The organism is Gemmobacter lutimaris (assembly GCF_003570715.1).
Classification (GTDB): Bacteria; Pseudomonadota; Alphaproteobacteria; order Rhodobacterales; family Rhodobacteraceae; genus Gemmobacter; species Gemmobacter lutimaris.
Window position 1 is genome coordinate 62,584 of the sequence record NZ_QXXQ01000016.1, and the last position, 24,625, is coordinate 87,208.

Here is a 24,625-nt window from a genome sequence, read left to right on the forward strand (position 1 = left end):
CTGACATGATCATGATCGCCAGAATCGTGGTGGCCGCTTGGCATGTCATGGGAATGGCCGTGCTCGGAATGATAGGCGCGGTGATCGGCCTCGGCCACCATTGCGCCGGGGCCATGCTTTACGGCCTCGATGGCGGGCGCTGCGGCAAGGGATAGCGCCATTACAATGGCCGCAAATAGCGTCCAAAGCCTGCCCCATCCTGCCAAGCGCCTTTTCATTGCCTTATCCTTCGGGGATGCACTCCCCTGTTCCTTGCTTGCCTCATCCCCCTAGGGGGGATAGGCTCGATATATGTCAGAACCTCATGTCCATGCAAGTCACACCGCCATCGCCACCCGGCTGAAGCGCGCCGAGGGGCATCTGCGCCGCGTCATCGGCATGATCGAGGAGGGGCGGCCTTGCGTCGATCTGGCCACCCAGCTGCACGCCGTTGAACGCGCGGTGGCCGAGGCGAAGCGGGCATTGATCCACGACCACATTGACCACTGCGTCACGGCCGGGGGCGATCACGATCTGGCCGAGATCAAAGCCCTGACCAAGCTGCTGTAAGATGCTGAACACGCTGCGCAACCGCACTTTCCGACACCTGTTCGCAGCACAGCTTGTGGCGCTGGTCGGCACGGGACTTGCCACTGTGGCGCTTGGCCTTCTGGCCTGGCAACTCGCTGGGGCGGATGCCGGGCTGGTGCTCGGCACGGCGCTGGCGATCAAGATGATTGCCTATGTCACTCTGGCCCCTGTCGCCGCCGCATTGGCCGAACGGCTGCCGCGCCGGGCGTTTCTGGTGGCTCTGGACCTGATCCGTGCAGGCGTCGTGCTGTTCCTGCCGTTTGTCACCGAGGTCTGGCAGGTCTACGTCCTGATCTTTATGCTGCAAGCGGCTTCGGCCGGGTTCACTCCGGCGTTTCAGGCCACCATCCCCGACGTGCTGCCAGACGAGCGCGACTATACCAACGCTCTGTCCCTGATGCGATTGACCGAGGATCTGGAGCAGTTGCTTTCGCCAATTCTGGCCGCTGCCCTGCTGACGGTGGTCAGCTTTCCGGTGCTGTTCGGGGGCACAGTCGCGGGATTTGTGCTGTCCGCGCTGCTGGTAGTCACGGTTGCCTTGCCGATGCGCGCACCTGCAGAGGCGGGGCAGTTCTGGGCCAGCACCACCAAGGGCATCCGCATCTATCTGGCCACGCCGCGCCTGCGGGGGCTGATGGTCATGGAACTGGCGGTCGCGGCGGCAGGCGCAATGATCTACGTGAACACGGTTGTTCTGGTGCAGGCCCGGTTTGGTCTCGGCGGATCGCAGGTGGCGCTGGCCTTTGCCGCCTTTGGCGCGGGGTCGATGGTGGCGGCCTTCCTGCTGCCGAGTCTGCTGGACCGTCTGGCGGACCGCCCGGTGATGCTGGGCGGGGCTGGGCTGATGGTGGCGGGCGTGGCGGTGACACCGCTGATACCGGGGCTGGTCGCCCTGATGGCGTTATGGGCGGTGATCGGCTTTGGCTTTTCCCTGACCCAAACCCCCATCGGGCGCATCCTGAACCGTTCCGCCCGCCCTGAGGATCGCCCCGCCGTCTTTGCCGCGCAGTTCGCGCTGTCGCATGCCTGCTGGCTGATCACCTACCCGTTGGCAGGCTGGCTTGGGTCGGCGTTTGGTTTGGCGCAGGCAGCACTTGGGCTGGCGGCTGTCGGCATCGTTGCAATGGTTGCCGTTTTGCGGCTTTGGCCCGCCCATGACCCGGCGGAACTGGAGCATGACCACGCCGACCTTGCGCCCGATCATCCGCACCTGCGGGAGGGTCATGACGGAACACACCGACATCCCGTCATGATCGACCCGTTGCACCCGCATTGGCCTCGCCGGACGGCCTGACTGGACTCGCGCCCAAGACCTCAGGCGGCGCGCGGCGCAAACAGGATGATCGCTGCCCCGATCAGACATACCGCAGCCCCGGTGACATCCCAGCCATCCGGGCGCTGGCCCTCGACTGCCCAAAGCCAGATCAGCGACGCGGCGATATAGACGCCGCCATAGGCCGCATAGGCCCGCCCGGCAGCATCGGACGGGGCCAATGTCAGTAACCAGGCAAAGGCAGCAAGCGAGGCAAGACCCGGCACAAGCCACAGCGCTGAGGCCCCAAGCCGCATCCAGGCCCAGACCGCAAAGCACCCGGCGATCTCGGCCAGTGCGGCAAGGGCATAAAGCGCCACGGTCGGGGCGGAACTCATCCGGCGACCTCGATCAGGTGTCCGGCGTGGGCATGGTCCGCGTGGCACTTTGCATGATCACCCAAGACCTCGATCACACGGCAATCGGCAATCACGCCCCCCGCGCACTGAACCAGCATCCGCTCCAGCTCCGCTTTGAGCGCCACGAGCCGCGCAATGCGCGCTTCGACCGCTGCAAGCTGCGCCGAGGCGATGGCATCTGCCGCAGCACAAGACTGGTCTGGCCGATCCGAAAGGCTGAGCAGGTCGCGGATCGCATCGAGCGGGAAACCGAGTTCGCGGGCGTGGCGGATGAAGGTCAGCCGCTCTTGTGCCTTTTGGCCATAAAGCCGCTGATTGCCTGCGCTGCGCTCGGCCTCGGGCAGAAGGCCAATCTCTTCGTAGTAGCGGATGGTCGGCACTTTGACCCCGGCGGCATCGCTCAGTTTTCCGATGGTGAGCATGTTTTGTCCTTGCACCTCTAGTTACTAGAGAGATTACAGAGGAGCCTGAACAGTTGCAACCGGCGCCAAGGCTCCGGTGGGAAAGGTCTGAAATGGCACAGAAATCAGAGGCCGAATCGCAGGAGTGGGTCGTCACCGGGATGGATTGCGCCTCCTGTGCCGTGAAGATCCGGACGGCTGTGGAGCGGCTTCCGGGGGTCAGCGACGTCACCGTAGCGGTCATGGCGGAAAAGCTGACGCTGAAGCTGGAGCCTGGCACCACGCCGCGCGACAAGATCGAGGCGGCGGTGACGAAGCTGGGCTTTGGCATCGGGGCCACCAAGGCCAAAAAGGCCAAGGCGTTCGTCATGCCCGGTGCGCTGGACGCCGGGAAAAACGATGGCCACGCTGGACCTGATCACGCGGACCATGTCGGTCACGACCACGTCGCTTCGTCCGACACGATGGCAAACGTCACCCCCGCCCCTGTCGACAGCGAGGATGGTCATGGCGCGCCCGGCCACATCCACAACGACCCTGCCGACCGGGGCAAGCGCTGGTATGAAACCGGCAAAGGCCGCCTGGTCATCGGTACCGGCCTGCTGCTGTGTGCCGCTTGGGCGGTCAAACTGCTGGCGTCCGAAGACATCGCAAACTGGGCGTTCATCGCGGCCTGCCTGATCGGTGTGGCACCGGTGGCGCGGCGGGCGTTTTCGGCGCTGCAAGCCGGAATGCCTTTCACTATTGAAATGCTGATGACCATTGCCGCCGTCGGTGCGCTGTTCATCGGGGCGGCGGAGGAGGCGGCGCTGGTCGTGTTCCTGTTCGCAGTCGGCGAGGTGCTGGAAGGCGTGGCAGCCAACAAGGCGCGCGACGGCATACGGGCGCTGGCAAACCTGATCCCCAAGACCGCGCTGGTCGAGGAGAACGGCGCAACGCGTGAGGTGGCCGCCGACACGCTGCGCATCGGCCAGAGGGTGCTGGTGCGCCCCGGCGACCGGGTTCCGGCCGATGGGGAGATCGTCGAGGGCACGTCGGGCGTCGATGACAGCCCGGTGACTGGCGAAAGCATGCCCGTGACCAAGGGGCCGGGCGATGCGGTCTTTGCAGGCTCGATCAATACCGAGGCCGCCTTGCGCGTGCAGGTCACCAAGGCCGCCGAGGACAACACGATCGCGCGGATCATCAAGCTGGTGGAAGAGGCCGAAACTTCGCGTGCGCCGACCGAGCGGTTCATCGACAAGTTCAGCCGCATCTACATGCCCGCCATCGTCGGCGTGTCCCTGCTGGTAGTGCTGGTGCCGCCGCTGGCCTTTGGTCAGGCGTGGGACACCTGGATCTATCGCGGTCTGGCCCTGCTGCTGATCGGCTGCCCTTGCGCGCTGGTCATCTCGGTTCCCGCTTCCATCGCTTCATCCTTGTCGGCAGGGGCTCGGCGCGGGCTGTTGATGAAGGGGGGTGCCGTCATCGAGGCTACCGCGAAGGTGACGAAAGTGGCCTTCGACAAGACCGGCACGCTGACCCATGGCCGCCCCGTGGTCACCGACGTCATCGCCTTCGACGGCGTGACCGAGGCCGAACTGCTGGCGGTCGCTGCCGGGGTCGAGAACGGCTCAAGCCACCCGCTGGCCATCGCCATACTGAACCGCGCCAAGGAGGCGGGCATCACCGCCCTGCCGTCGCGCGAAGCGAAGGCGATCATCGGCAAAGGCGTCGAGGCCGTCGTCGGCGACGCGAAGGCGTGGGTTGCCTCACCCCGCCATGCCACCGATGCGGGTGCACTGGACGGGCTTGGCCTGCGGCGGACAACACAGTTGGAGGAAGAGGGCAAGACGGCTGTGGTGATCTACCGCGAGCGTCGCGGCCTTGGGATCATCGCCATGCGCGACGAGCCACGCGCCGATGCGGTGAAGGCGGTGCAGCAGTTGAAGGCGCTTGGCGTGGGGTCAGTGATCCTGACCGGCGACAACGAACGCACGGCGGCGGCCATCGCGGGCGGCATGGGCATGGAGTTCCGCGCTGACATGATGCCCGAGGACAAGCTGAACTTCATCAAGACGATGGCCGAGGGCGGCGGCGTGATGATGATCGGTGACGGCATCAACGATGCACCCGCCCTGAAACAGGCAAGCGTTGGCGTGGCGATGGGGTCGGGCACCGATGTGGCGCTGGAAACGGCCGATGCCGCGATCCTGCGCGACAAGGTGACGGACGTGCCTGGGCTGATCCGGCTGAGCCGTGCCACCATGGCCAACATCCGCCAGAACGTGACCATCGCGCTTGGGCTGAAGGCGGTGTTTTTGGTGACGACGGTGTTTGGTATGACCGGCCTCTGGATCGCCATTCTGGCCGATACAGGGGCGACGGTGCTGGTCACGCTGAATGCGCTGCGCCTGCTGCGGTTCAACCCGGAACGCGAGGGCTGATCCGATGATCTCTGGTTTTGGCTGGGCCGCGCTGGCCCTTCTGTTTGGCTATCTGGCGCTGTTCTTCTGGGGTAGCGCGGTTGCGGCCCAAGCCGCAGGTCGGTCCGTCTGGCTGTTTGCGCGGGCCAAAGGGCGTGACCAGCTTGCCTCCATCGGGTTCCGCGCGGCCTTTGCACTCGCCTTCTTCGGGCCGCTTCTCTGGCTGGCCGTGCCTGTGCTGCACAAGGTCGATCCGCTCTGGACGGAAGGAAATGCCATAGCACTGGGCCTGATCGGCATCTTCATCGCGGGTCTTGGCGCGATGGTGGCTTTTGCGGCGCAAATGTCGATGGGCTCCTCTTGGCGCGTCGGTGTGGTGGGCGGCGAGACCGGCGATCTCGTCTCGGGCGGGCTCTACCGGTTCAGCCGCAACCCGACATTTGTCGGACAGGCTGCCTTGCTTACCGGAGTTGCCCTCACAGTGCCTTCCGTCCCGACCGTCCTGGCGCCAATCCTGTTTCTTTGGTCCGCCAGCACACAGATCCGGTCCGAAGAGGCTGCGCTGCGCGCGTCCCTCGGGCCAGACTATGACCGCTATACAGCGTCGGTTCCGCGCTGGATGGGCTTCAATCGCCGGGAATTGCCATGAGCGCGCGACTTACGCTCGTCCTGATCGCGGCAACCATACTGGCCGATCAACTGACTAAGGCCGCAGCCTTGGTACATCTGACAGTCGGCGAGCCAGTTGCCATTGTTCCTGGCGTCAATCTGGGGCTTGGGTTCAACGAAGGATCGAGCTTCGGCATGCTGTCCGGTGTCATGGCAGGAAGGCCCTTGCTGATGGCCGCCCTGACCGGAGCCTTGACCCGGATCTTTGCCGCCATGGCATTCCGCACTCGCGCGCCACTCGAACGCGCAGGATTTGCTTTCGTCACGGGCGGGGCACTCGGCAACATCGTTGACCGGCTGAGGCAAGGCGCGGTGACCGACTTCCTTGACCTCTATTGGCGCGACTGGCACTGGCCGACGTTCAACGTCGCGGATATCGCCATCACGGTTGGTGCGGCATGCATAATCGCAGCCTCCGTTCCCGCCTGCCGGCGCAAGGAGACTGCTCATGACCAACGCTGAATCTTCGCAATTGTCGCGTGACGACCTTCTGCTTGCGTCGGCATTCCTGACTGCGCTCACAGCAACGCTTGCAGGACTCTTCATCGGCGAGGTGCTGGGGCAGATGCCTTGCACCCTATGCTGGTATCAGCGCATCGCGATGTTCCCACTGGTGCCGATCCTTGGCATAGCGCTGTGGCGCGGAGACGGCACGGCGCGTCTTTATGCCCTGCCGCTCGTAGTTGCAGGCTTGGCCCTGGCAGGCTGGCATTCCGGGCTCACCATCGGACTGATCCCGGAAGCGGTTGCCCCTTGCACACAGGACGGCCCGTCCTGCTCGGGTCCTGCACAGATCATTCTGGGCATCCCCATCCCCTACCTGTCGCTGGCAGCCTTTGCCGCGATCCTCGTCTGTCTCATCCTGCCGAAAGGAAGCCGTGCATGAACCGCCGCACTTTGTTGATCGGGGCCTCAGCCCTCGGGCTTGCCGCCTTCGGGGGCGGAGCCTTTTTCCTGAACCGCGAGCGTCAGGCCGAAGCCGAAGCGGTCGCCGCCGCGACCCCGGCCGTGGACCCGGCTCTCCTTGTCCGCCCCCACTCTCCCAGCTTTGGCCCGGAAGATGCGCCGGTCACCCTGGTCGAATTCTTCGACCCCTCCTGCGAGGCCTGCCGCGCTTACCATCCGGTCGTCGAAGAAATCCGACGCATGTTTCCGGATCAGGTCAGAATCGTGTTTCGCTATACTCTCTTCCACGAGGGCTCAGACGAAGCGGCACGCATCCTCGAGGCCGCGCGGATGCAGAATAAATTCGAACCGGTGCTCGACGCGCTCTTTGAGGAACAACCCGGCTGGGCCGTCCACGGATCGCCGGAAATGGACGTCGCATGGGAAATTGCCGCCAATGCAGGTCTCGATGTGGAACGTGCCGAAACCGACAAGCTGTTCCCGGGGATTACCGGCACCCTCAATCAGGACATGGCGGACGTCGAAGCTCTTGGCATTCGACAGACACCCACGTTTTTCTTGAATGGCAAGCGACTGGAGAATTTCAGCGCCGAAAGCCTGATAGCCGACGTCCGGTTCGCGGTTGAGAATGCCTGACGGGGGCGTTCAGGAGCTGCGCGATCAGGACTTGCTGGCGTAGGCGGCAAAGAGAGCGAGCGTCCGTTCGCTGACGTGATGTTCGATGCCCTCGGCGTCGCGCTCGGCCGTCTCGGCGTCCAGTCCGAGACTGAGCAGGAAACGCAGCACGATCTCATGCCGACGGCGGCATTCCCGGGCGAGAGCGCGGCCCTCATCCGTCAGAAAGACCGAGCGATACTTTGCGCGGGTGATCAGGCCCTCGCGGGCCAGACGGTCCAATGCTTTTGTCACAGTGGGCGGTCTCACGCCAAGGCGCGCGGCGATCTCCACCGGGCGGGCTTCACCATGGTCGTGGATCAGTTCTGCGATCAGTTCGACATAGTCCTCGGCCAGTTCGCGGCTGCGCGCATCCCGGACGCCCTGAAACGCCTCGGCGCGCAGGTCTGCGGGGCGGCCATCGTTCGCGGACGGTGTCGGAGTTGCAAGATCACGCTGTGTCATAAGCTTAGTGTCGCACATGGAGGATTGACAAGTAAAGTCGCACCTCTGATTGTTAGCATTGTCTAACTTTATGCGCCAAGACTTTGGCGCGCTATCTCCGACTATAGAAAGACAAGTCCTATGCCCGCAAACGCCTGGCGTCGGGAGCGTGAGACGCCGTCGCTGTCCGAGGTCTTCCGCAGCATCGCGGTCGGCAATGGTGGCACCAGCCGGTTTCGTCGGTTTCTTGCATTCATCGGCCCCGGATACCTCGTTGCCGTAGGCTACATGGATCCCGGCAACTGGGCCACGTCACTCGCAGGCGGGGCAGCGTTCGGCTACACGCTCTTGTTCGTGGCGCTCTTGTCGAACATCATGGCGATCCTGCTGCAATCGCTGTGCGCCAGGCTGGCAGTCGCCTCGGGGCGTGATCTGGCGCAGGCCTGCCGCGATGCTTTCCCGAAATGGATGTCGGTGCCGCTTTGGCTGCTGGCTGAAGGCGCCATCATCGCCACAGACTTGGCCGAAGTGATCGGCACCGCCATCGGCCTTAACCTTCTGTTCGGCATCCCGCTGGAAATCGGCATCTTCATCACCGCCGCTGACGTCTTCCTGATCCTGTGGTTGCAGAACAAGGGCTTCCGCTGGATTGAGGCGTTGATCATCTCGCTCATGGCGCTGATTGCTGCCTGTTTTGTCGTGCTGATCGCCCAGGCCGACCCGGTCTGGGGTGAGGTCATCGCCGGGTTTGCCCCAAGTCGCGAGATTTTCAACAATCCGACCATGCTGTTTCTGGCGCTCGGGATCATCGGCGCGACCGTCATGCCCCACAACCTTTACCTGCACTCGGGCATCGTGCAGACCCGCGCCTTCGGTCTCGATCTGCCCGCCAAGCGCGAGGCGCTGCGGCTGGCGACATGGGACAGCACCATCGCGCTGATGTTCGCGCTGACGATCAACGCCTCGATCCTGATCCTGGCAGCCGCCACGTTCTATACAGTTGGTCAGAATGATGTGGCCGAGATCGACAAGGCGCATCTCCTTCTCGAACCACTGCTGGGGTCGTCCCTGGCACCGATCTTGTTTGGCGTGGCGTTGCTCTGCGCGGGCCTCAATTCCACTGTCACCGCAACCATGGCAGGGCAGATTGTCATGGAAGGGTTCATCAACCTGCGCATCGCCCCCTGGGCACGGCGCTTGATCACGCGGTGCCTTGCCATTGTGCCGGCCATCTTCGTGATCCTGATCTACGGCAGCGAAGGCGTCGGGCAGCTCTTGATCCTCAGCCAGGTCGTGCTGTCGTTCCAGCTTCCCTTCGCCATCGTTCCCTTGGTGATGTTCACCGCCAGTCGCGCCAAGATGGGCGAACTCGTAGCACCCCGCTGGCTGACCGGCCTCTGTTGGCTGATTGCGGCCTTGATCATCGTGCTGAACGTGAACCTGCTGTCGACCGTTCTTCTGGGCTGACAGTTCACCCTTCGGTGAAGGTGTGATTTCCGGCTTGTAGCTCAAGCTACTGGAGGGTTTAGACACCGAGAATTGCGGAGTGGGCGGCGGATGCGTTTGACAAGACTGCAGAAAATCCTCTGGGCGGCGGCGGGCGTCGCCGCACTTGCCTATGGGGCGTTAATGGTTTTCTCGGACCGTGCGCCGGTCTCCGTGGCGGAAGCGGCCTTTCGGCCGACCTTTTCGCTGCCAGATGCAGAGGGGCGGCTGCGTACCCCGGCAGATTTCGCGGGCAAGCATCTGTTGGTGTTCTTTGGGTTCACCAACTGCCCCGATGTCTGCCCAACGACGCTGGCTGAAGTCGCTCAAGTCATGGATGATCTTGGCGAGGAGGCCGAAAACGTCCAGCCGCTGTTCATTTCCGTCGATCCGGAGCGGGACCGCAGGCTTGGTCTGGCCGCGTTTACCGCAGCCTTCCACCCAACGATCCTGGCGCTTGCCGGGGACACAGAGCAGACTCGCGCGGCGGCAGAGAGCTTCAAGATATTTTTCGAACGCCAGGACGATGCCGCAGCGCCGGATGGCTATATGATGTCCCACAGCCCTGCGCTCTACCTGATCGGGCCGGACGGGGATTGGCTGCGCCAATTCACCTACGGCACGCCCGCCGCCGACATTCTTGCCGACCTGCAACCCAGATTGTGAGACCCCATGAAGCGCGTGATCCTTGCAACCCTCGTAGTCTTCGCGGCGATGCCCGCCCTGGCATGCGAAACTGTACGCGTCGGCGATATCGAGGTTGAACACGCCTGGTCCCGCGCCACGATTGGTGCGGATCGACCCGGCGTCGTCTACCTGAGCATTCGCAATACCGGCAGCACTGATGATGCGCTCATCGGGGTGGCGACGCCCATTGCCGGGATGCCGATGCTGCATGAAACCGTTGTGAGCGATGGCATCGCCTCGATGCCGCATACCATGTCGATGCCCGTGCCTGCGGGCCAGACGGCGGCGCTGGCACCCGGTGGGTTTCACGGCATGCTTATGGGGTTGACGCAGGCGTTGAAGAAGGGAGATTCCTTTCCGCTGACCCTGACGTTCGAGACCGCAGGCGACGTGACGGTGACCGTTGAAGTGTTGGGCATGGGGGCCAAGGAGGCTGAGTGCCCTAACGCGCAACCGTGAACCGGCGCCAGGTCCTGACAGGGGCGTCATTGGCCGTTGGGGCGGCGGGCTTCATGCTGACTCTCGGCTGGTGGCGCTCCGGGGGGCAACCAATGACGGGACGAGATCTGCTGCCAATCCCAATCAGGGACATGTCCTTCAGGCTGACGGATCACAACGGTCAGCCCTTTGCACCTTCACAGTGGCTTGGCCGTCCGACGATGGTGTTTTTCGGGTTCACCTTCTGTCCCGACGTCTGCCCGACCACCCTGTCCGACATCTCGGACTGGCTGGCCGACCTTGGTCCAGAGGCTGACCGGCTGAACGTGGCCCTGATTTCTGTCGATCCCGAACGCGATACGCCCACCATTCTGGCCGAATATCTGTCGAACTTCGATCCGCGCATCGTTGGGCTGACAGGTCGGCTGACCGGGCTCGAAAAGGCCGCCGCTGACTTCCGGGCGACATTTGAGAAACTACCGCGAGACGGCGACTACACGATGAACCACACGGCCGGTGTCTTTCTCTTTGCCGCTGACGGCCAATTCACGTCGATCATCGACTTTCATGAAGACCGCCGGTTCGCCATCCCGAAAATCCGCCGCATCCTGACCTGAAGACCTGGAGCTTTCACATGCCGCAACTGAGCCGTCGAAACCTTCTCATATCGACCGCGTCGCTCGGTCTGGTCTCGGCCTTGCCGCTTCACGCCGAAACCCTGCCGCCGATCCACGTCGCCAAGGGCGCGGGCTGTGAGTGCTGCTCGGCTTGGGTGGAACACCTTCGCTCGGAAGGGTTCACCGTCAACGAGGAAGAACTCTACGGAATGCTGCTGATCAACTACAAACTCGACAACGGCATTCCGCAGCGCATGACCTCGTGCCACACCGGCAAGATCGACGGTTACATGATCGAGGGTCATGTTCCAGCGGCTGACATCCGCCGCCTGCTGGAGGATCGCCCGGATGCCATCGGCCTTGTGGTGCCCGGCATGCCATATGGCTCTCCGGGCATGGGGGATGAGACTGACCGCGATGCTTATGAGGTTTTCCTGATCGCGCGCGACGGGACGACCTCGGTATTCACGTCTTATCCCGAAGCTTGAATGCTTTCCGGGCGAGTGGGCGGGACCGACCGGAGGCTCTCATCCTAGTTGCTCGACCAGTCAGCGGCGAGCATGCCGAACCGGCGTCCGCTTCAGGATGCGAGCAAGGGCAGAGGGCCATGGAAGACAGCCCTCTGCGCTCAATCCCTTACTGACCGCGTGCGGCCAGCCAGGCTTTCATCTGTGCAATCTCGCGCTCTTGGGCCGCGATGACCTCCTCGGCCAGGGCGCGCACTTCGGGGTCGGTGCCATGTTCCAGTGCCACACGCGCCATTGCGACGGCGGCTTCGTGATGCGGGATCATCCCCACCATGAAATCCACGTCCGGATTGCCGGTATAGGGCACCATCATATCTGCCATCATCTTGTCCATGGCGTCGGCATAGGCGTTCGTGGCCGGGTCATTGGCAAACTCGGGCGGGATCAGCGTAGAATGGTCCATCATGGCCATGCCTTCCATCGATCCGCCGGCCATGTTGCCGTGGTCCATGCCTTCCATCTGGGCAAAGGCAATGCCTCCTGCGACAACGAGGCTGGCAGCGGTCAGGGCAAGAACGGTCTTTTTCATTTTCTTCTCCTTTGGGTCGGTTACGCGGGTGCAAAGCCCGCTTCGGTCAAGGCGGCGACGATCCGGTCGCGCGGCGCAGTGGTGGTCACATCCACACGGCGGTTGGGCGGATCGGCCTGCACGGTTGCGGTGGCGTCGACGCTCTGGATCGCCTTGGTCACACCCCGGGCACAGCCGCCGCAGGTCATTGTTTCAATATGGAACTGCATCGCATCCTCGTTGGGTTGAACTTCGATGCATAGGACATGGGGCTTCCAAGCGTTGGAAGGTCAAGAGCACGTTTTTGTGTAATTTGACGCTTGACCTTCCAATGATGGGAAGGCCTATCTGTGAGTGCGACCCGACACTTTTCTGATCAGGACAGTCGCCATGAACGCTCCCTTTACCCCACCGGCCCCCGTCACTTTGAGCCTGCCCGTCGATGGCATGACCTGCGCCTCCTGCGTGGTACGGGTGGAACGCGCGCTGACGGCGGTGCCGGGCGTCACGTCCGCAACCGTCAATTTGGCAACGGAACGGGCGGAAGTTTTGTCAGCGGCGCCGATTGACCGCGCGGCTCTGGTCGCGGCGGTGGACCGGGTGGGCTATACCGTGCCTTCGCAGACTGTGGATATTGCCATCGAAGGCATGACCTGTGCCTCTTGTGTGGCGCGGGTAGAACGGGCCCTGACCGCAGTGCCGGGCGTTCAGTCGGCCAACGTCAATCTGGCCACCGAACGGGCTACCGTGACCGGGACGGCAGACGCCGCTCTGTTGCAAAATGCGGTCGAGACGGTCGGTTATGGCGCGCGGCTGGTTCAAGCCTCGGCCGCGGGCGATGCCGAAGGCGCGGCGCGCAAGGAGGTGGAGGAGGCCGTGTTGCGCCGCGACCTGATGATTGCGGCAATGCTGAGCCTGCCCGTCTTCGCGCTGGAAATGGGCTCGCATCTTTTTGCTCCCATCCACCACCTGATCATGACCACCATCGGGATGCAGACAAGCTGGGTCCTGCAGTTCGTGCTGACCTCGCTGGTCCTGCTGGGGCCGGGGCGGCGTTTTCATCTCAAGGGCTATCCCGCGCTGTGGCGGCTTGCCCCCGACATGAACAGTCTTGTCGCAGTGGGCACAACGGCGGCCTTTGCCTATTCGGTGGTGGCGACCTTCCTTCCAAGTCTGCTGCCGCCCGGGACGGTGAACGTCTATTTCGAAGCGGCGGCAGTCATCGTCACGCTGATCCTGCTGGGCCGGTTTCTGGAGGCGCAAGCCAAGGGCCGCACGTCGCAGGCGATCAGCCGATTGGTCGGCTTGCAGCCGCGCATGGCCCGTGTCCATCGGGGTGATACGGTGGTCGAGGTGCCGATTGCCGAGGTGCGGACAGGCGATCTTCTGGACCTGCGTCCCGGCGAACGCGTGCCGGTCGATGGTGAAGTGACAGCGGGCGACAGCTGGATTGACGAATCCATGATCACCGGCGAACCCGCCCCCGTCGCCAAGGCCGCAGGGGCTGCGGTCACCGGCGGCACGGTCAACCAGACCGGCGCGCTGACCTTCCGCGCGACGGCGGTGGGCGAGGCGACGATGCTGGCGCAGATCATCCGCATGGTCGAGGCCGCGCAGGGCGGCAAGTTGCCCATCCAGGGCCTCGTGGACCGGATCACCCTGTGGTTCGTGCCGGTGGTGATGGGGCTGGCCGCGCTGACCTTTGCCGTCTGGCTGATCCTTGGTCCCGATCCGGCGTTGACCTTTGGTCTGGTCAATGCTGTGGCGGTTCTGATCATCGCCTGCCCCTGCGCGATGGGGCTGGCGACGCCCACGTCGATCATGGTGGGCACCGGGCGGGGCGCGGAACTCGGCGTGCTTTTCCGCAAGGGCGAGGCGTTGCAGGCGCTGCAATCCGTCCGTGTCGTGGCACTCGACAAGACCGGAACGCTGACGGCGGGCAAGCCTGCGCTGACCGACTTGATCCTGGCCCCCGGGTTTGACCGGGCCGAGGTGCTCGCGTTGGTGGCCTCGGTCGAGGCCAGATCGGAACACCCCATTGCCCGCGCCATCGTGGCCGCAGCCGAAGCCGAGGGGGTGACCCTACCCGCCGTGACCGGCTTTGCCTCGGAAACTGGGTTCGGTGTGACCGCGACGGCGGGCGGAGTGCCGGTGCAGATTGGCGCGGACCGCTACATGGCCCGCTTGGGGCTGGACGTGACCCCATTTGCTGAAGGGGCCGCGCGAATGGGGACAGAGGGCAAGTCCCCGCTTTATGCGGCCATCGGCGGGCGGCTGGCTGCTATGATGGCCGTGGCTGATCCGATCAAGCCGACCACCCCGGAGGCTATCAGGGCCTTGCACGATCTGGGCCTGAAGGTAGCGATGATCACTGGCGACAACGCCCGCACCGCGCAGGCCATCGCCCGCCAACTGGGCATTGATGCAGTCGTGGCCGAGGTCCTTCCGGGCGGCAAGGTCGAGGCAATCCAGCGGCTGCGCAGAGATCACGGTCCGCTGGCCTTCGTCGGAGACGGCATCAACGATGCTCCAGCTCTGGCCGAGGCGGATGTGGGCCTGGCCATCGGCACGGGCACCGATATTGCCATCGAGGCGGCGGATGTCGTGCTGATGTCGGGCCGGTTGACCGGCGTGCCCGATGCCATCGCCCTCAGCCGGGCGACGATGGGCAATATCCGGCAGAACCTGTTCTGGGCCTTTGTCTATAACGCGGCCCTGATCCCGGTGGCGGCAGGGGCGCTTTATCCAGCCTTTGGCATCCTTCTGTCGCCCGTCTTTGCGGCGGGGGCCATGGCCCTGTCCAGCGTGTTCGTGCTGGGCAATGCCCTGCGCCTGCGCCGCTTCCAGCCAACGCAAACCAACGGAGAAACGGCATGAACATCGGAGAAGCCGCCAAGCATTCGGGCGTTTCAGCCAAAATGATCCGCTACTATGAGCAGACTGGCTTGATCCCTTCAGCCGGGCGCACCGCATCGGGCTATCGCACCTATACCGGCACCGATGTCCAGATGCTGCGCTTCATCCGCCGCGCCCGCGATCTGGGGTTTCAGGTTGAAGCAATTGGCGAACTTCTGGCCCTTTGGCGGGACCGCAGCCGCCACAGCGCGGACGTCAAGCAACTGGCACAGGCCCAGATCGCTGGCCTGCGCCGCAAGATCGTGGAGATGGAAAGCATGGTCGCAACGCTTGACCATCTGGCGCAGGGTTGTTCCGGCGATGATCGGCCCGATTGCCCGATCCTGGCCGATCTGGAGGGGGAGGAATCACTCGTTGCTCCCGCCTGCCACAGCGGGCCGGGCTTCAATCGATAACCGCGACGTCCCAGCCACTTGCCTTTGAGTGGCAGCGGGCCAAACTTCCTTTCAACTAATTGCATTCGCTGGAGAGAGCCAATGACCCTCAATCGCCGCCATGTCCTGTCCGGGGCCGCCAGTCTGATCAGCCTTGGCATTCTGCCCGGCCAGACATTTGCCCAAGAGCTGGAGACAATCGAAGTCTTCAAGACGGCCACCTGTGGATGCTGTCACGACTGGATCGCGCATCTGCAAGACGCGGGCTTTGCCGTCGCGGCACAGGATCTGGAGTATGTCGCGCTCGCCGAACTGAAGCAGACGGCGGGGGTGCCAGATGCCCTTGTGTCCTGCCACACCGGCCGGATCGCTGGCTATGTCATCGAGGGCCATGTCCCCGCCGCCGACATCCGCCGACTGCTGGTCGAAAGACCCGACGCCATTGGTCTGTCGGTCCCAGGCATGCCCTTTGGCTCACCCGGAATGGGACCAGAAGACCAGCGCGAAGCCTATGACGTGATCCTGATCGGGCGCGACGGGGCGGCCAATGTGTTCGCGTCCTATCCGGCTGCCTGAACACGGTCAGGTCCGAAGCAGGCAAGAAGCCGAACGAAACCTGTCAGCGGCCTTTCGGGAACGAAAACGCCAACCCGAAGGCTGGCGTTCCCCTTAGTTTGGTCAAGTGCGGATCAGAAGCAGCACTCGAACATCGCAGCACAGCAGGCCATCAGATCACCGCAGCAATCCGAGGCCGCAAAGGCGGCGCCGCCAAAGGCGAGCAATACTGCCGCAGCAGCAAGTGTGGTTTTCATCATAGGTCTCCTTGATGAGGTTGAATTGGGAGTGTCATCTCAAACAAGGGATCGGGGGGGTGGCACATCCGGCTCTGTCAGGATGCCCGCGAACCGCGGGACCTTCGGGACGGGCAGAACGGATATCTTGCCGACAATGGCGGGTGTGGCCTGAACGCTGTATTGGAATGGAATACCGCAGGGTAAAACGCAGACGCCATCTTGGGTTTCCATGTCCATGCCTGCCATGGCGCAGTCGGTCTGACCCGTTGGGCAATAGTTGGAGCTCAACATCACAAGCCCGAGGCCGACCATGATGGCGCAGGCCCGCAATACGCGGGCGAAAAAGTTCAGCGCATGCGCAATCAGACCGATGTTCATCGATAGAAAGTCATCGGAAGCCGCTTCGGAAACAATTCACAAAGCTGACATTCGGGCAGGGAAGCGAACTACCTGCGCGGCAGAAACTGTCACCAAATCCCTCTGTGAAAGACCGCAACGGTAGAAAAGGCGTTTTGGACACTGCCACTACGTCAAAATGATCCGCAGATCGTGGCGACATTTAGGACCTCGGGATCATGGGGAACGTTTATGATCTTAGAGATATATTGACAAATAATGATCCAGAGAACATTTTGCCTCTAAAGGGGTCAGATAAATGGATCAGATCGCGCGCACTACGAAGGATCTCGGCAACGTCTTGCGCAAGGCGCGCAAGGCGCGGAACTTGACGCAGGCCGACCTTGCTACACTCGCAGGCATCTGGCAGCGCACAGTCTCCAACATCGAGACCAGCGCCAGCGGAGCAAAGGTCGACACGATCTTCGATCTGCTCGCGGCCCTCGATCTTGAGCTGCACATCGTCCCCCGCAGCAAGATGACGCTTGGCGATCTTGAGGACATTTTCTGATGGGGCGCAAGCGCGCCTATGCCCCGCTCGACGTCTACATGAACCGCCGCAAGGTGGGGCAGTATTTCCGTGACCCGGACGGAGCCTTTTCCTTCACCTATGCCCCGGAGTGGCTGGCTTGGGAAAACACCCTGCCGATCTCACGCTCCTTGCCCCTGCGGGCCGAGCGGTATGTCGGCCAACCAGTTATAGCTGTCTTCGAGAACCTCCTGCCGGACAGTGACGATATCCGTCGGCGTGTGGCCGAGCGGGTCGGGGCGGATGGTGTTGATTCCTTCAGCCTTCTGGCCCGGATCGGGCGTGACTGCGTCGGCGCGCTGCAATTCCTCGCCGAGGGGGAAGAGCCAGGGGATAACCGGGTGCTAACGGGAGAGCCGCTGAGCGACGACCAGATCGCTGCGATGCTCAAGGATCTTGGCCGTACGCCACTTGGTATCCGGGCCGAGCGGGATTTCCGGATTTCAGTCGCTGGCGCACAGGAAAAGACCGCACTTCTGTTCCATGATGGTCAGTGGGTTGAGCCAACCGGCACGACGCCAACCACCCATATCCTGAAGCCCGCGATCGGCGCTTTGCCTAATGGCATGGATCTGACCGACAGCGTCGAGAATGAGCATTTCTGCATGAGCCTGATGGCCGCGTTCGGCCTGCCCGTCGCTCACACTGAGATGGTCACTTTCGCAGGTACCAAGGTGCTGGTCATCGAGCGTTTCGACCGGCTGCGCGCGCGGGACGGTCGGCTGATCCGCCTGCCTCAGGAGGATTGCTGCCAAGCGTTATCCGTCCCGCCGACCCGGAAGTACCAGAGCGAGGGCGGTCCCGGAATCGTTGAGATCTGCGGCCTGCTTCAGGGTAGTGACGAGCCGCTGCGCGACCGGGCGAACTTCCTGAAGGCCAACATTCTGTTCTGGTTGATCGGGGCCACAGATGGACATGCCAAGAACTTCAGCATCGCGCTGATGCCCGGCGGCCGCTTCGTCATGACGCCCCTTTACGATGTGTTGACCGTCCAGCCTTCGCTGGATGCCGGGCAGCTTCAGGCCAAGGACATGAGACTTGCGATGCGTGCCGGGAAAAGCTGCCACTACAAGGTCTCCGAAATCCAGGGTCGCCATTTCGTCGAGACCGGTCTGGCTGCCGGGTTTTCCCGTGAACAGGTCGCGCATATCTTCACGGACATCCACACGAAAGCGGAGCACGCATTTGCGACGGCGCTTGCTGACATGCCGGTCAGTTTCCCTGAGGCACTGTTCGCCTCTGTGAAGCAAGGCTTTGAACAACGGATACTGCGTCTTCGGCCCGCAGCCGACTAGCCGATTGGCGCATCCAGAAAGCCTTGGCCTCAACGGGGAATCTCCCCGGCCAATATAGCCCTTCCATGGACCGCCAGGATTGCAGCGAACTTGGGACATCCGAACTTTCGGACGACATCGACGACCCGAGCATCATAGGCAGCCTGACCGATCAGCCGGCACAGATCCGATGCATGGAACTGCCGGTTGGCGCTTGGTGCCGCCCGGATCTGATCGTGAAGCTCTTGCGCCTTCGGGTCAGCCGGATGCTGCGGCACCAGCGCTGCTGAGGGCGACGGAGCCGTGCTTGACGAGCCGGTCCGCCAACGGCGCATGAAGCCGAGCAAGTATCCAGCCGGAACGCGGGCATTGCCGCGAGCACGGTTGAAGGCAAGGAACCGCTCCCAGATCGCCTGCGTGTCGACGTTCCAGCATGGCAATGCCGTCTTCGCTGCCTTGATCAGTTCGGCCCAACATGTTCGGAATACGTTGGGGGCTTCATCGATGTTGATATGCCCTGAGAATATAGTTTTGTGAGAATCTTCTCTAGATAGTGATGTGTCGTCTCCCTTTGACACGACATCGTGGGGGCCGTCGTTGTGATCAAAGGCTGCAAAGCGGAAGAGCCAGGGCGCGAACTTGCCGTTCCGCTTCCAGCGGACCAGTGCAAGGCTGGACGCCGCGAGCTCGACTAGGAGCGCCGACAGATGCTGCCGCGAAACCCCCATCTTCCCAGCGAGATGCGCCAGCGTGAACGCGGCCGTGCCTCGCTCGAGCCCGTTGTAACCGTCCTTCCAGGCGATCCCATCGAGGATGATCGTCGCGAGCTTATGAGCCGCCGTGGAGAGGGGGGTTTCGGTGATGCGGCGCAGGATGGCGCCGGTCGTTAGTTTCATGATGTGTCGTTCCGTCTTGGTAAGACACCAGACCGTAAGGCGTGCAAAATTTCGTCCCGGCATAGGTATTTGCCGGTTGAACGGACCCAAAGCTCGCGCTAAATTCCCACTACCACGAGGAAATCAGTGCGGCGTCGGGCCTATGGTCTGGCGTCGTTTCTGTTTCTGGGGATCCGGTCTTTCGATCGTTTCGAGGGAGGGCGGTCGTTCAGGTTCTCAGTAGTGAACCTCTTCGTGTCCGTAGCTGCCTTCATAGTCCCGCCACTCGACGAAGACCGACCGGTGCCAATAGTTGCGACAGTCCGCCGGCACGGCGAGGTCTGACGCGGTGGGAACTGCAGAGACACTGCTCCGACGACGGCTGTAGTCGCCCTGATCGCCGTAACTTCCCGAGTAGACTGTTCCCCAACTGTTGCAGTCGCCATCAGAGCTGCGCCGCTGCTGATAGGTGATCTCGAACACGCGGATCGAGCGGACGAAGTCAAACGCCGGATCGGAAATATCGACATCTGCCCGATCCTGGACAAGCTGAAGTGCCAGAGGTGTTTCCGGGACCGAGACGAGCGGTACAGGCCCACCGCGGAGAGCGATGTCGAACAGGCGCTCAATCGGTTTCGCCTCGCCGTGGAAACTCGCCCGCATCGGACAGTTCCAGATCTGCAGCGGCGGTTCAATCGGCCAAGGCGTGATGCGACGGATGAACACCGCGCGAGCATGGGCGCATTCGGCAGATGCGGGCCAGCCTCCGGCAAGGCACAAGAGGATCGCACAATCGACTGGGTAGGCGGCTGCCGGTTTGATGGTCGCGGTAGAGAGGCCAAGACCAAGGAGCAGGGCAGGGAGAAGAGATTTCACGGGAGGTCCTTCTGGGCTGGGGGTATGTTGAGGAAGGCTGAATAGGTCTCGGTGGCCACGTGAGCTTCGGACAATGCGCGGCTGCGTTCAGCGTCGAGACAGGCGATGTGGTTGCTCAGATCCGCGAAATACGCCTCGAACTCGGCCGCGATTTCTGCACGGTATTCGGAGAGAACCGCCTCGGGCAGGTCGGTGATCGGCACTTCTGGTGCGAGGCAGCGAATCACCTCTGGTTGTGCGAGGACTGCGGAGCACACGAACGAGGTCACAACGAACGCGGCCAGAAGACGCTCTCGTCTGCGCATCGGAAGCGCCAATCCGGCCCACGAACTCGCTCCGGGAATCCGCAAAACCGCCAATATTTCTTGGACTTTTCTCAACGAAGGCGTCTCATTTTTTAGCTCCATTTTCAGGCGGACCGACAGGTGCTGCTGTCCGTTCAGCCCGTAGGCCACAACAACCGCAAGTTAGGTCATGCGTCCCTCTTTCATCGTGTTTGTCATTTTTGTATTGAATACGCCATACTTTCTGTTAGGCATCGCATCACAAAGAAATCTGCGATACAACGTTCCCAACAGATGATCCGAGGGGACCCCATGAATACCAAACGGCGCGCATTGCCTGTCTTGCTGGAACGTGACTTCCGCAAGCTGGCCGCTACCGAAGGAGCGACTGTTGAGATCGAGTGTGTTTCTGCGCCCAACCCCGACGAGCGGTTCTCGGGGGAATGGCTGTTCTATGTTGTCAGCCCGTTGGGCGAGCGTTTTCTCCTTGTCACAGCTCTTGCGCGGGAACGCATTGTCAACTCGCCAATCGGCATGTTCGGGCTCGCTTTTGGCAAACTCAACCTCGACCATCTCGACGTGCCTGCTGTCGCTGGCGCTGTCTCTACTGGCATGCGGAGCCTCTCAGGCGGAAGTGATCCGCTGGAATGAGCCGGAAGGGCAGGGCGGTGACGTTCAGCTCGCCGCACTTGATACATCTGTTCTGCGCTATGACGGTCAGGGGCAGCTGATTGTACCGCTCCGCCCTGATCAGGGTGAACAAGAGACCCGGGAAGGGGAGGGGGCTGAGGCCGCCGCCGACGTATCCTACAGCACCAAAGGGGTTACAGCCCCACGCGATGTCCTGCCGTCCATCCGGCTGATTGCCACCCGCTATCAGGACCATCCGGCCTTGGCGCGGCTTGAGCTTTCGCCTGCCGAATGGTCGGCCTTTTTCCAGGCGATGATCAAGGTTGAAAGCAACTACACCCAAGGGGCGATCAGCCATGCAGGTGCCCTCGGCCTTGCGCAACTGATGCCCGGGACGGCTGACTACCTGAATGTTGATCCTGCCGACCCCATCGAAAACCTCGACGGGGGCGCGCGCTATCTTCTGGAACAAATGGCCGCCTTCGGCAGCCTGGAGCTTGCCCTTGCCGCCTACAACGCTGGCCCCGAGGCCGTGCGCAAATACGACGGCGTGCCACCCTATGCCGAGACCCAATCCCACATCGTGAAGGTGATGGCGGTCTATGACCGCATCCTCACCGAGCTCTGAACCTGGAAGGATAAACCCCTCATGCGTAACCAACACGTGGCTCTTCTGGGCCTGACCCTTTGCACCCTTTTTCTGGCGCAGACGGAGCCTGCGCTGGCGCAGGTGGTCTTCACCAAGGCCGAAACCGTCGCGACCGGTGTTCTGGCCTCGTTCCGGGGCACCCTTGCGACAGCCTTCTTCGGCATCGCCTTTGTGGTGACCGGGTTCCTCGCGGCCTTTAACCGCATCTCCTGGGCCTGGGTGGCACTGGTCGTGGTCGGTGCCTTCCTCGTCTTCGCCGGCCCCGCCATCGTCGCCAACCTGCGCTCGTCCTTCAGCTGAAGCAGGGCAGGAACCATGGAGAAAAGCGCGGTCATTCTCGGGCTCTCGCGGCAAGCCAAGTTTCTTGGCCTGCCGATGCCCTATGCCATGGCAGTGGGAGCGATGACCGTGCTGCCCTTCATCTTGTTCAAGCCAGTCTGGTGGTTCTTGACCGCACCGATCTGGTACGGGCTGGCGCGCGTGGCCACCAAGGTGAACCCGAACGGACATCATGTCTTTGCTGTCATGATGCAGGTGACGCCGATGGCCATCCTGCGGAAGGAGCGGCGTCATGTTTCTTGAGAAAGAGGGGCTGCGGGGCAGGGCGCGGGCGCTGATCCCGACGGATCCGAAGATCTACGCGCATCTGCCTTATGTCATCGAGCTGGATGACGAGGTGGTACGCACCCGCGACAACGGTTTGATGATTTCGCTCGAGGTGACCGGCATCGACGGTGTCACGTCGGGGTCTTCGGCGATCACCGCGCTGCGGGCCGGGTTCGCGCATCTTCTCGACACGCTTGACGAGCGGTTCAGCTTCTATCTGCACAGGATGATGCGCCCGGCCCAAGCCCAGTTGAAGCCGATCCACGGCCAAAGCTTTGCCGCCGATATCGACCGGGCTTGGGGCAGTGAACTGCAGCGCCGCAATCTGCAGGAGTCCGTTTTGATCCTGACGGTTGTTCGGCGGCAGGTTGCCCCTTTGGCGGTGCCGCTCTTTGGCAAGGCAGCGGCAAAGGTTTGGGGCGAGGACACCGACCGGCGCCTCGAAGAGTTGCGCGAGGTGGTCTCGATCCTCGAGACCGGCCTTGGCGTGAAATCCCACCGACTCAAGATCAGCGACGGCAGCCTGATCGGATTCTACGCCTCGCTTTTGACGGGCGAACTCCGCAACAAATCACGCAGCGCTTTCGGCATCATCGCTGAAGATGCCAGCGATGCCGCCATCCGTTTTGGCAAAGGTCAGTTCACCGTGGAGGAGGGGGCAGACACGCCGCGCGTCGGTGCCGTCCTCTATGTCAAATCTTACGCCACCTCGACTTGGCCGGGCATGCTGGATGCTTTGGGCGCGTCCCGCGACACCATCATCACCCACAGCTACACGCCCATCGAACGCGGCAGCATCACCGAGCGCGTGAAACGTCGCGTCGCGCAAATGCGGGCCTCAGAGGACATCGCCGCCACTATCGAGGCCCAGCTCTTTGAGGCCGCCGACAAATCCGAAAGCGGAGAGCTCGGGTTTGGTATCCACCAGATGACCATCACGGTCTTTGCCGGGGATCAGGCTGCCCTCGACACCGAGGCCGCTCGCATCCGCGGTATCGCCCACCAGAACGGCATGCGGCTCGTCCGAGAGGTCACAGCGCTCGAGGCCGCCTTCTTCGCCATGCACCCCGGCAATATGGATTACCGGGCACGCGACATGACGGTCTCGTCCCTGAACTTCGCCGACATGGCGGCGCTGCATGCGGCTGACACCGGGACGGAAGCCGCCCGACTGCCGTGGCAAACGCCGCTGGCGCTGTTTCAGACGCTGCAAGGCTCGCTGCACAGGTTCAGCTTTCACGAACCGGGTGACCCAAAAGCCGAGCCCACCAACGGCCACACCCTCGTTCTCGGCAAATCCGGCGGCGGCAAAACCACGACCGTCGCCTTCCTCGCAGCCCAAGCCCAAAGGGCAGGGGGCCGGACGATCATCTTTGACAAAGAGGCCGGCCTCAAAATGGCCGTGCGCGCCCTTGGCGGCCGCTATGCCGAAATCCGAGCAGGCCGTCCGACTGGGCTGAACCCGCTTGCGACTGAATCCGGTGAGCGTGGCGAGGCGTGGTTTCTGGATTGGCTGGTTGCACTGCTGGAGTCTCGCAGCGGGCCGATGACGCCGCTGCAGTCCGAGGCCCTGAAATCTGCCATTTCCCAGAACGGCAAGGCTCGGGAGTCCTTGCGGAATTTCCGCGCGTTTCAGGAGCTGTTTGGCGATGTCGGCGACGGCCTCGATCTGGCGCAGCGTCTGCGGGAGTGGGGTCCCGATGGTCGCTACGGCTGGGTCTTCGGTGAGGCCGAAGAACCGGTGGTGGATTTCTCAAGCCATGATGTGACGGCGGTCGATCTGACAGAAATCCTCGACCTTGATATCGAGCGCAGCGCAATCCTCGGCTATCTCTTCCGCCGCATCGAGATGCTGATCGAGGAAAAACGCCCGACGCTGATCTTGATCGACGAGGCCTGGAAGGTCCTCGACGACGAGTACTTCGCCAAGAAGCTCGCCGAATGGCTGGTGACCGCTCGCAAGAAGAACGTCGTGGTGGTGATGATGACGCAGTTCCCAAGTCAAATCCGTGGATCGAAAGCCCGCTCGATCCTGGAAGCGCTGCCAAACCAGCTTCTCTTCCCGAACGGCGAAGCGGCCAGTGCCGACTATGACGGGTTCCGGCTGACTGATGGCGAGCTGGACTTCGTCCTGAGCCCGATCCCAGGTCAGCGGATGGTGCTGTCGCGCACGCCGCGCAGCTCGACCGTGCTGAACGTCGATCTCAAAGCCCTGGGGCCACTGTTGACGGCGCTTGGCGGTGGTCAGGCCGGGCTTAATGCCTTCGGCGCTGACTACGCCAATCGGCCCAAATTCTGGAAGGAGTGAATGCTCAATGAAATCAATATATTACATAACCTTGATTATCGGACTCGGGTTTGCGCCCCTCGCGGGCTGCACCGGTGTGCCGATTGCCAAGACCAATTGCTGGGCCACCGCTGGATCCACTGTGACCACTTC

General features: G+C 62.6%; 33 protein-coding genes. 23 read left to right on the plus strand and 10 right to left on the minus strand.

The genetic code is table 11. The features are described 5' to 3' along the window. Positions 1–11 precede the first annotated feature (11 nt). The 3 genes from D2N39_RS22995 (at position 12) to D2N39_RS19380 (ending at position 1,864) form a co-directional block, all read left to right on the plus strand. Positions 12–155: a hypothetical protein gene (locus D2N39_RS22995; protein WP_158589888.1), complete on the plus strand. Its 144-nt coding sequence runs from the start codon at positions 12–14 to the stop codon at positions 153–155. Positions 156–291: 136 nt separating this feature from the next. Further along, positions 292–549 (plus strand): metal-sensing transcriptional repressor, encoded by a 258-nt coding sequence (locus D2N39_RS19375; RefSeq protein ID WP_119136427.1) that lies wholly within the window; start codon positions 292–294, stop codon positions 547–549. A 1-nt stretch (position 550) separates the two neighbouring features. Beyond that, on the plus strand, positions 551–1,864 hold the full coding sequence (locus D2N39_RS19380; RefSeq protein WP_119136428.1) for an MFS transporter: 1,314 nt from the start codon (positions 551–553) through the stop codon (positions 1,862–1,864). A 20-nt stretch (positions 1,865–1,884) separates the two neighbouring features. On the opposite strand, the gene D2N39_RS19385 is transcribed toward D2N39_RS19380, so the two are convergent. Then, positions 1,885–2,220, minus strand: a complete 336-nt coding sequence (locus D2N39_RS19385) for a YnfA family protein (protein WP_119136429.1) — start codon at positions 2,218–2,220, stop codon at positions 1,885–1,887. Then, positions 2,217–2,663 carry a MerR family transcriptional regulator gene (locus tag D2N39_RS19390; RefSeq protein ID WP_119136430.1) on the minus strand — a complete coding sequence of 149 codons (447 nt, stop codon included), beginning with the start codon at positions 2,661–2,663 and terminating at the stop codon, positions 2,217–2,219. The genes D2N39_RS19385 and D2N39_RS19390 overlap by 4 nt, the downstream gene beginning before the upstream one ends. Positions 2,664–2,755: 92 nt before the next feature. Between D2N39_RS19390 and D2N39_RS19395 the strand changes: the two genes are divergently transcribed. The 5 genes from D2N39_RS19395 to D2N39_RS19415 are packed head-to-tail and all read left to right on the plus strand — an operon-like array spanning position 2,756 to position 7,258. Next, on the plus strand, positions 2,756–5,068 hold the full coding sequence (locus tag D2N39_RS19395; protein WP_119136431.1) for a heavy metal translocating P-type ATPase: 2,313 nt from the start codon (positions 2,756–2,758) through the stop codon (positions 5,066–5,068). A gap of 4 nt (positions 5,069–5,072) precedes the next feature. Next, positions 5,073–5,696: a methyltransferase family protein gene (locus D2N39_RS19400; RefSeq protein WP_158589889.1), complete on the plus strand. Its 624-nt coding sequence runs from the start codon at positions 5,073–5,075 to the stop codon at positions 5,694–5,696. Then, positions 5,693–6,178 carry a signal peptidase II gene (gene lspA, locus D2N39_RS19405; protein ID WP_119136433.1) on the plus strand — a complete coding sequence of 162 codons (486 nt, stop codon included), beginning with the start codon at positions 5,693–5,695 and terminating at the stop codon, positions 6,176–6,178. The genes D2N39_RS19400 and lspA overlap by 4 nt, the downstream gene beginning before the upstream one ends. Beyond that, on the plus strand, positions 6,165–6,602 hold the full coding sequence (locus tag D2N39_RS19410; RefSeq protein ID WP_119136434.1) for a disulfide bond formation protein B: 438 nt from the start codon (positions 6,165–6,167) through the stop codon (positions 6,600–6,602). The genes lspA and D2N39_RS19410 overlap by 14 nt, the downstream gene beginning before the upstream one ends. Next, complete coding sequence (locus tag D2N39_RS19415; protein WP_119136435.1) at positions 6,599–7,258, plus strand: DsbA family protein; 660 nt, start codon at positions 6,599–6,601, stop codon at positions 7,256–7,258. Before D2N39_RS19410 ends, D2N39_RS19415 begins: the two co-directional genes overlap by 4 nt. Before the next feature lie 24 nt (positions 7,259–7,282). Here D2N39_RS19415 and mntR read toward each other — a convergent pair whose 3' ends face one another. Then, the gene (gene mntR / locus D2N39_RS19420; protein ID WP_119136436.1) at positions 7,283–7,741 is read right to left on the minus strand and encodes a manganese-binding transcriptional regulator MntR; all 459 of its coding nucleotides are present in this window, start codon (positions 7,739–7,741) and stop codon (positions 7,283–7,285) included. A 120-nt stretch (positions 7,742–7,861) separates the two neighbouring features. On the opposite strand from mntR, the gene D2N39_RS19425 reads away from it, so the two are divergent. The 5 genes from D2N39_RS19425 to D2N39_RS19445 all read left to right on the plus strand — a co-directional run bounded on the left by D2N39_RS19425 (position 7,862) and on the right by D2N39_RS19445 (position 11,435). Next, positions 7,862–9,187: an Nramp family divalent metal transporter gene (locus D2N39_RS19425; RefSeq protein ID WP_119136437.1), complete on the plus strand. Its 1,326-nt coding sequence runs from the start codon at positions 7,862–7,864 to the stop codon at positions 9,185–9,187. A gap of 90 nt (positions 9,188–9,277) precedes the next feature. Continuing rightward, complete coding sequence (locus D2N39_RS19430; RefSeq protein ID WP_119136438.1) at positions 9,278–9,871, plus strand: SCO family protein; 594 nt, start codon at positions 9,278–9,280, stop codon at positions 9,869–9,871. 6 nt (positions 9,872–9,877) lie between these two features. Next, positions 9,878–10,351 carry a copper chaperone PCu(A)C gene (locus D2N39_RS19435; protein ID WP_119136439.1) on the plus strand — a complete coding sequence of 158 codons (474 nt, stop codon included), beginning with the start codon at positions 9,878–9,880 and terminating at the stop codon, positions 10,349–10,351. Beyond that, positions 10,348–10,947: an SCO family protein gene (locus D2N39_RS19440; protein ID WP_407645605.1), complete on the plus strand. Its 600-nt coding sequence runs from the start codon at positions 10,348–10,350 to the stop codon at positions 10,945–10,947. The genes D2N39_RS19435 and D2N39_RS19440 overlap by 4 nt, the downstream gene beginning before the upstream one ends. 17 nt (positions 10,948–10,964) lie before the next feature. Beyond that, positions 10,965–11,435, plus strand: a complete 471-nt coding sequence (locus D2N39_RS19445) for a DUF411 domain-containing protein (protein WP_119136441.1) — start codon at positions 10,965–10,967, stop codon at positions 11,433–11,435. Positions 11,436–11,583: 148 nt separating this feature from the next. Here D2N39_RS19445 and copM read toward each other — a convergent pair whose 3' ends face one another. Both copM and D2N39_RS19455 read right to left on the minus strand, forming a co-directional pair. Beyond that, entirely contained in the window at positions 11,584–11,886 is a 303-nt protein-coding gene (gene copM, locus D2N39_RS19450; RefSeq protein WP_456071329.1) for a CopM family metallochaperone, read from the minus strand. 137 nt (positions 11,887–12,023) lie between these two features. Then, complete coding sequence (locus D2N39_RS19455; protein ID WP_119136442.1) at positions 12,024–12,212, minus strand: heavy-metal-associated domain-containing protein; 189 nt, start codon at positions 12,210–12,212, stop codon at positions 12,024–12,026. A gap of 160 nt (positions 12,213–12,372) precedes the next feature. Between D2N39_RS19455 and D2N39_RS19460 the strand changes: the two genes are divergently transcribed. The 3 genes from D2N39_RS19460 to D2N39_RS19470 all read left to right on the plus strand — a co-directional run bounded on the left by D2N39_RS19460 (position 12,373) and on the right by D2N39_RS19470 (position 15,848). Further along, positions 12,373–14,859 (plus strand): heavy metal translocating P-type ATPase, encoded by a 2,487-nt coding sequence (locus tag D2N39_RS19460; RefSeq protein WP_119136443.1) that lies wholly within the window; start codon positions 12,373–12,375, stop codon positions 14,857–14,859. Then, positions 14,856–15,293, plus strand: coding sequence for a Cu(I)-responsive transcriptional regulator (gene cueR, locus D2N39_RS19465; RefSeq protein ID WP_119136444.1), 438 nt, complete (start codon positions 14,856–14,858; stop codon positions 15,291–15,293). Before D2N39_RS19460 ends, cueR begins: the two co-directional genes overlap by 4 nt. Positions 15,294–15,374: 81 nt before the next feature. Beyond that, positions 15,375–15,848, plus strand: a complete 474-nt coding sequence (locus D2N39_RS19470) for a DUF411 domain-containing protein (RefSeq protein WP_119136445.1) — start codon at positions 15,375–15,377, stop codon at positions 15,846–15,848. A 113-nt stretch (positions 15,849–15,961) separates the two neighbouring features. Here the strand turns inward: D2N39_RS19470 and D2N39_RS23605 are convergent, their stop codons facing one another. Further along, entirely contained in the window at positions 15,962–16,084 is a 123-nt protein-coding gene (locus tag D2N39_RS23605) for a hypothetical protein (RefSeq protein ID WP_257724885.1), read from the minus strand. Positions 16,085–16,123: 39 nt separating this feature from the next. After that, positions 16,124–16,444 carry a hypothetical protein gene (locus D2N39_RS19475; protein ID WP_119136446.1) on the minus strand — a complete coding sequence of 107 codons (321 nt, stop codon included), beginning with the start codon at positions 16,442–16,444 and terminating at the stop codon, positions 16,124–16,126. 277 nt (positions 16,445–16,721) lie between these two features. Between D2N39_RS19475 and D2N39_RS19480 the strand changes: the two genes are divergently transcribed. Continuing rightward, complete coding sequence (locus D2N39_RS19480) at positions 16,722–16,973, plus strand: helix-turn-helix domain-containing protein (RefSeq protein ID WP_119136447.1); 252 nt, start codon at positions 16,722–16,724, stop codon at positions 16,971–16,973. Next, positions 16,973–18,286: a type II toxin-antitoxin system HipA family toxin gene (locus tag D2N39_RS19485; protein WP_119136448.1), complete on the plus strand. Its 1,314-nt coding sequence runs from the start codon at positions 16,973–16,975 to the stop codon at positions 18,284–18,286. The genes D2N39_RS19480 and D2N39_RS19485 overlap by 1 nt, the downstream gene beginning before the upstream one ends. A gap of 29 nt (positions 18,287–18,315) precedes the next feature. Here D2N39_RS19485 and D2N39_RS19490 read toward each other — a convergent pair whose 3' ends face one another. The 3 genes from D2N39_RS19490 to D2N39_RS19500 all read right to left on the minus strand — a co-directional run bounded on the left by D2N39_RS19490 (position 18,316) and on the right by D2N39_RS19500 (position 20,471). After that, complete coding sequence (locus tag D2N39_RS19490; protein WP_119136449.1) at positions 18,316–19,161, minus strand: hypothetical protein; 846 nt, start codon at positions 19,159–19,161, stop codon at positions 18,316–18,318. Between the two features lie 216 nt (positions 19,162–19,377). Continuing rightward, entirely contained in the window at positions 19,378–20,016 is a 639-nt protein-coding gene (locus D2N39_RS19495; protein WP_233557298.1) for a hypothetical protein, read from the minus strand. Beyond that, on the minus strand, positions 20,013–20,471 hold the full coding sequence (locus D2N39_RS19500) for a hypothetical protein (RefSeq protein WP_119136450.1): 459 nt from the start codon (positions 20,469–20,471) through the stop codon (positions 20,013–20,015). Before D2N39_RS19500 ends, D2N39_RS19495 begins: the two co-directional genes overlap by 4 nt. Positions 20,472–20,612: 141 nt before the next feature. On the opposite strand from D2N39_RS19500, the gene D2N39_RS23435 reads away from it, so the two are divergent. Genes D2N39_RS23435 through D2N39_RS19520 form a run of 5 tightly spaced genes read left to right on the plus strand, consistent with a single transcriptional unit; the run spans position 20,613 to position 24,493 of the window. Next, positions 20,613–20,951, plus strand: coding sequence for a hypothetical protein (locus D2N39_RS23435; protein ID WP_233557300.1), 339 nt, complete (start codon positions 20,613–20,615; stop codon positions 20,949–20,951). Continuing rightward, the gene (locus tag D2N39_RS19505; RefSeq protein WP_233557302.1) at positions 20,935–21,558 is read left to right on the plus strand and encodes a lytic transglycosylase domain-containing protein; all 624 of its coding nucleotides are present in this window, start codon (positions 20,935–20,937) and stop codon (positions 21,556–21,558) included. Before D2N39_RS23435 ends, D2N39_RS19505 begins: the two co-directional genes overlap by 17 nt. 21 nt (positions 21,559–21,579) lie before the next feature. Then, entirely contained in the window at positions 21,580–21,879 is a 300-nt protein-coding gene (locus D2N39_RS19510) for a TrbC/VirB2 family protein (RefSeq protein WP_119136452.1), read from the plus strand. Positions 21,880–21,894: 15 nt separating this feature from the next. Then, a complete protein-coding gene (locus tag D2N39_RS19515) occupies positions 21,895–22,161 on the plus strand; it encodes a VirB3 family type IV secretion system protein (RefSeq protein ID WP_119136453.1) in 267 nt (88 codons plus the stop codon). Continuing rightward, on the plus strand, positions 22,151–24,493 hold the full coding sequence (locus D2N39_RS19520) for a VirB4 family type IV secretion/conjugal transfer ATPase (RefSeq protein ID WP_119136454.1): 2,343 nt from the start codon (positions 22,151–22,153) through the stop codon (positions 24,491–24,493). Before D2N39_RS19515 ends, D2N39_RS19520 begins: the two co-directional genes overlap by 11 nt. Positions 24,494–24,625 lie beyond the last annotated feature (132 nt).

What these genes read in the sequence shown, in the direction of transcription:
- D2N39_RS19460 (WP_119136443.1), top strand. Translation starts at nt 12,373, where the DNA reads ATGAACGCTCCCTTTACCCCACCGGCCCCCGTCACTTTGAGCCTGCCC.
- D2N39_RS19435 (WP_119136439.1), top strand. Translation starts at nt 9,878, where the DNA reads ATGAAGCGCGTGATCCTTGCAACCCTCGTAGTCTTCGCGGCGATGCCC.
- copM (WP_456071329.1), bottom strand. Translation starts at nt 11,886, where the DNA reads ATGGCCATGATGGACCATTCTACGCTGATCCCGCCCGAGTTTGCCAAT.
- D2N39_RS19520 (WP_119136454.1), top strand. Translation starts at nt 22,151, where the DNA reads ATGTTTCTTGAGAAAGAGGGGCTGCGGGGCAGGGCGCGGGCGCTGATC.
- D2N39_RS19390 (WP_119136430.1), bottom strand. Translation starts at nt 2,663, where the DNA reads ATGCTCACCATCGGAAAACTGAGCGATGCCGCCGGGGTCAAAGTGCCG.
- D2N39_RS19445 (WP_119136441.1), top strand. Translation starts at nt 10,965, where the DNA reads ATGCCGCAACTGAGCCGTCGAAACCTTCTCATATCGACCGCGTCGCTC.
- D2N39_RS19385 (WP_119136429.1), bottom strand. Translation starts at nt 2,220, where the DNA reads ATGAGTTCCGCCCCGACCGTGGCGCTTTATGCCCTTGCCGCACTGGCC.
- D2N39_RS19410 (WP_119136434.1), top strand. Translation starts at nt 6,165, where the DNA reads ATGACCAACGCTGAATCTTCGCAATTGTCGCGTGACGACCTTCTGCTT.
- D2N39_RS19425 (WP_119136437.1), top strand. Translation starts at nt 7,862, where the DNA reads ATGCCCGCAAACGCCTGGCGTCGGGAGCGTGAGACGCCGTCGCTGTCC.
- D2N39_RS19475 (WP_119136446.1), bottom strand. Translation starts at nt 16,444, where the DNA reads ATGAACATCGGTCTGATTGCGCATGCGCTGAACTTTTTCGCCCGCGTA.
- D2N39_RS19400 (WP_158589889.1), top strand. Translation starts at nt 5,073, where the DNA reads ATGATCTCTGGTTTTGGCTGGGCCGCGCTGGCCCTTCTGTTTGGCTAT.
- D2N39_RS19380 (WP_119136428.1), top strand. Translation starts at nt 551, where the DNA reads ATGCTGAACACGCTGCGCAACCGCACTTTCCGACACCTGTTCGCAGCA.
- D2N39_RS19515 (WP_119136453.1), top strand. Translation starts at nt 21,895, where the DNA reads ATGGAGAAAAGCGCGGTCATTCTCGGGCTCTCGCGGCAAGCCAAGTTT.
- D2N39_RS19485 (WP_119136448.1), top strand. Translation starts at nt 16,973, where the DNA reads ATGGGGCGCAAGCGCGCCTATGCCCCGCTCGACGTCTACATGAACCGC.
- D2N39_RS19470 (WP_119136445.1), top strand. Translation starts at nt 15,375, where the DNA reads ATGACCCTCAATCGCCGCCATGTCCTGTCCGGGGCCGCCAGTCTGATC.
- D2N39_RS23435 (WP_233557300.1), top strand. Translation starts at nt 20,613, where the DNA reads ATGAATACCAAACGGCGCGCATTGCCTGTCTTGCTGGAACGTGACTTC.
- D2N39_RS23605 (WP_257724885.1), bottom strand. Translation starts at nt 16,084, where the DNA reads ATGAAAACCACACTTGCTGCTGCGGCAGTATTGCTCGCCTTTGGCGGC.
- D2N39_RS19490 (WP_119136449.1), bottom strand. Translation starts at nt 19,161, where the DNA reads ATGAAACTAACGACCGGCGCCATCCTGCGCCGCATCACCGAAACCCCC.
- D2N39_RS19415 (WP_119136435.1), top strand. Translation starts at nt 6,599, where the DNA reads ATGAACCGCCGCACTTTGTTGATCGGGGCCTCAGCCCTCGGGCTTGCC.
- D2N39_RS22995 (WP_158589888.1), top strand. Translation starts at nt 12, where the DNA reads ATGATCGCCAGAATCGTGGTGGCCGCTTGGCATGTCATGGGAATGGCC.
- mntR (WP_119136436.1), bottom strand. Translation starts at nt 7,741, where the DNA reads ATGACACAGCGTGATCTTGCAACTCCGACACCGTCCGCGAACGATGGC.
- D2N39_RS19510 (WP_119136452.1), top strand. Translation starts at nt 21,580, where the DNA reads ATGCGTAACCAACACGTGGCTCTTCTGGGCCTGACCCTTTGCACCCTT.
- D2N39_RS19480 (WP_119136447.1), top strand. Translation starts at nt 16,722, where the DNA reads ATGGATCAGATCGCGCGCACTACGAAGGATCTCGGCAACGTCTTGCGC.
- D2N39_RS19430 (WP_119136438.1), top strand. Translation starts at nt 9,278, where the DNA reads ATGCGTTTGACAAGACTGCAGAAAATCCTCTGGGCGGCGGCGGGCGTC.
- cueR (WP_119136444.1), top strand. Translation starts at nt 14,856, where the DNA reads ATGAACATCGGAGAAGCCGCCAAGCATTCGGGCGTTTCAGCCAAAATG.
- lspA (WP_119136433.1), top strand. Translation starts at nt 5,693, where the DNA reads ATGAGCGCGCGACTTACGCTCGTCCTGATCGCGGCAACCATACTGGCC.
- D2N39_RS19455 (WP_119136442.1), bottom strand. Translation starts at nt 12,212, where the DNA reads ATGCAGTTCCATATTGAAACAATGACCTGCGGCGGCTGTGCCCGGGGT.
- D2N39_RS19375 (WP_119136427.1), top strand. Translation starts at nt 292, where the DNA reads ATGTCAGAACCTCATGTCCATGCAAGTCACACCGCCATCGCCACCCGG.
- D2N39_RS19395 (WP_119136431.1), top strand. Translation starts at nt 2,756, where the DNA reads ATGGCACAGAAATCAGAGGCCGAATCGCAGGAGTGGGTCGTCACCGGG.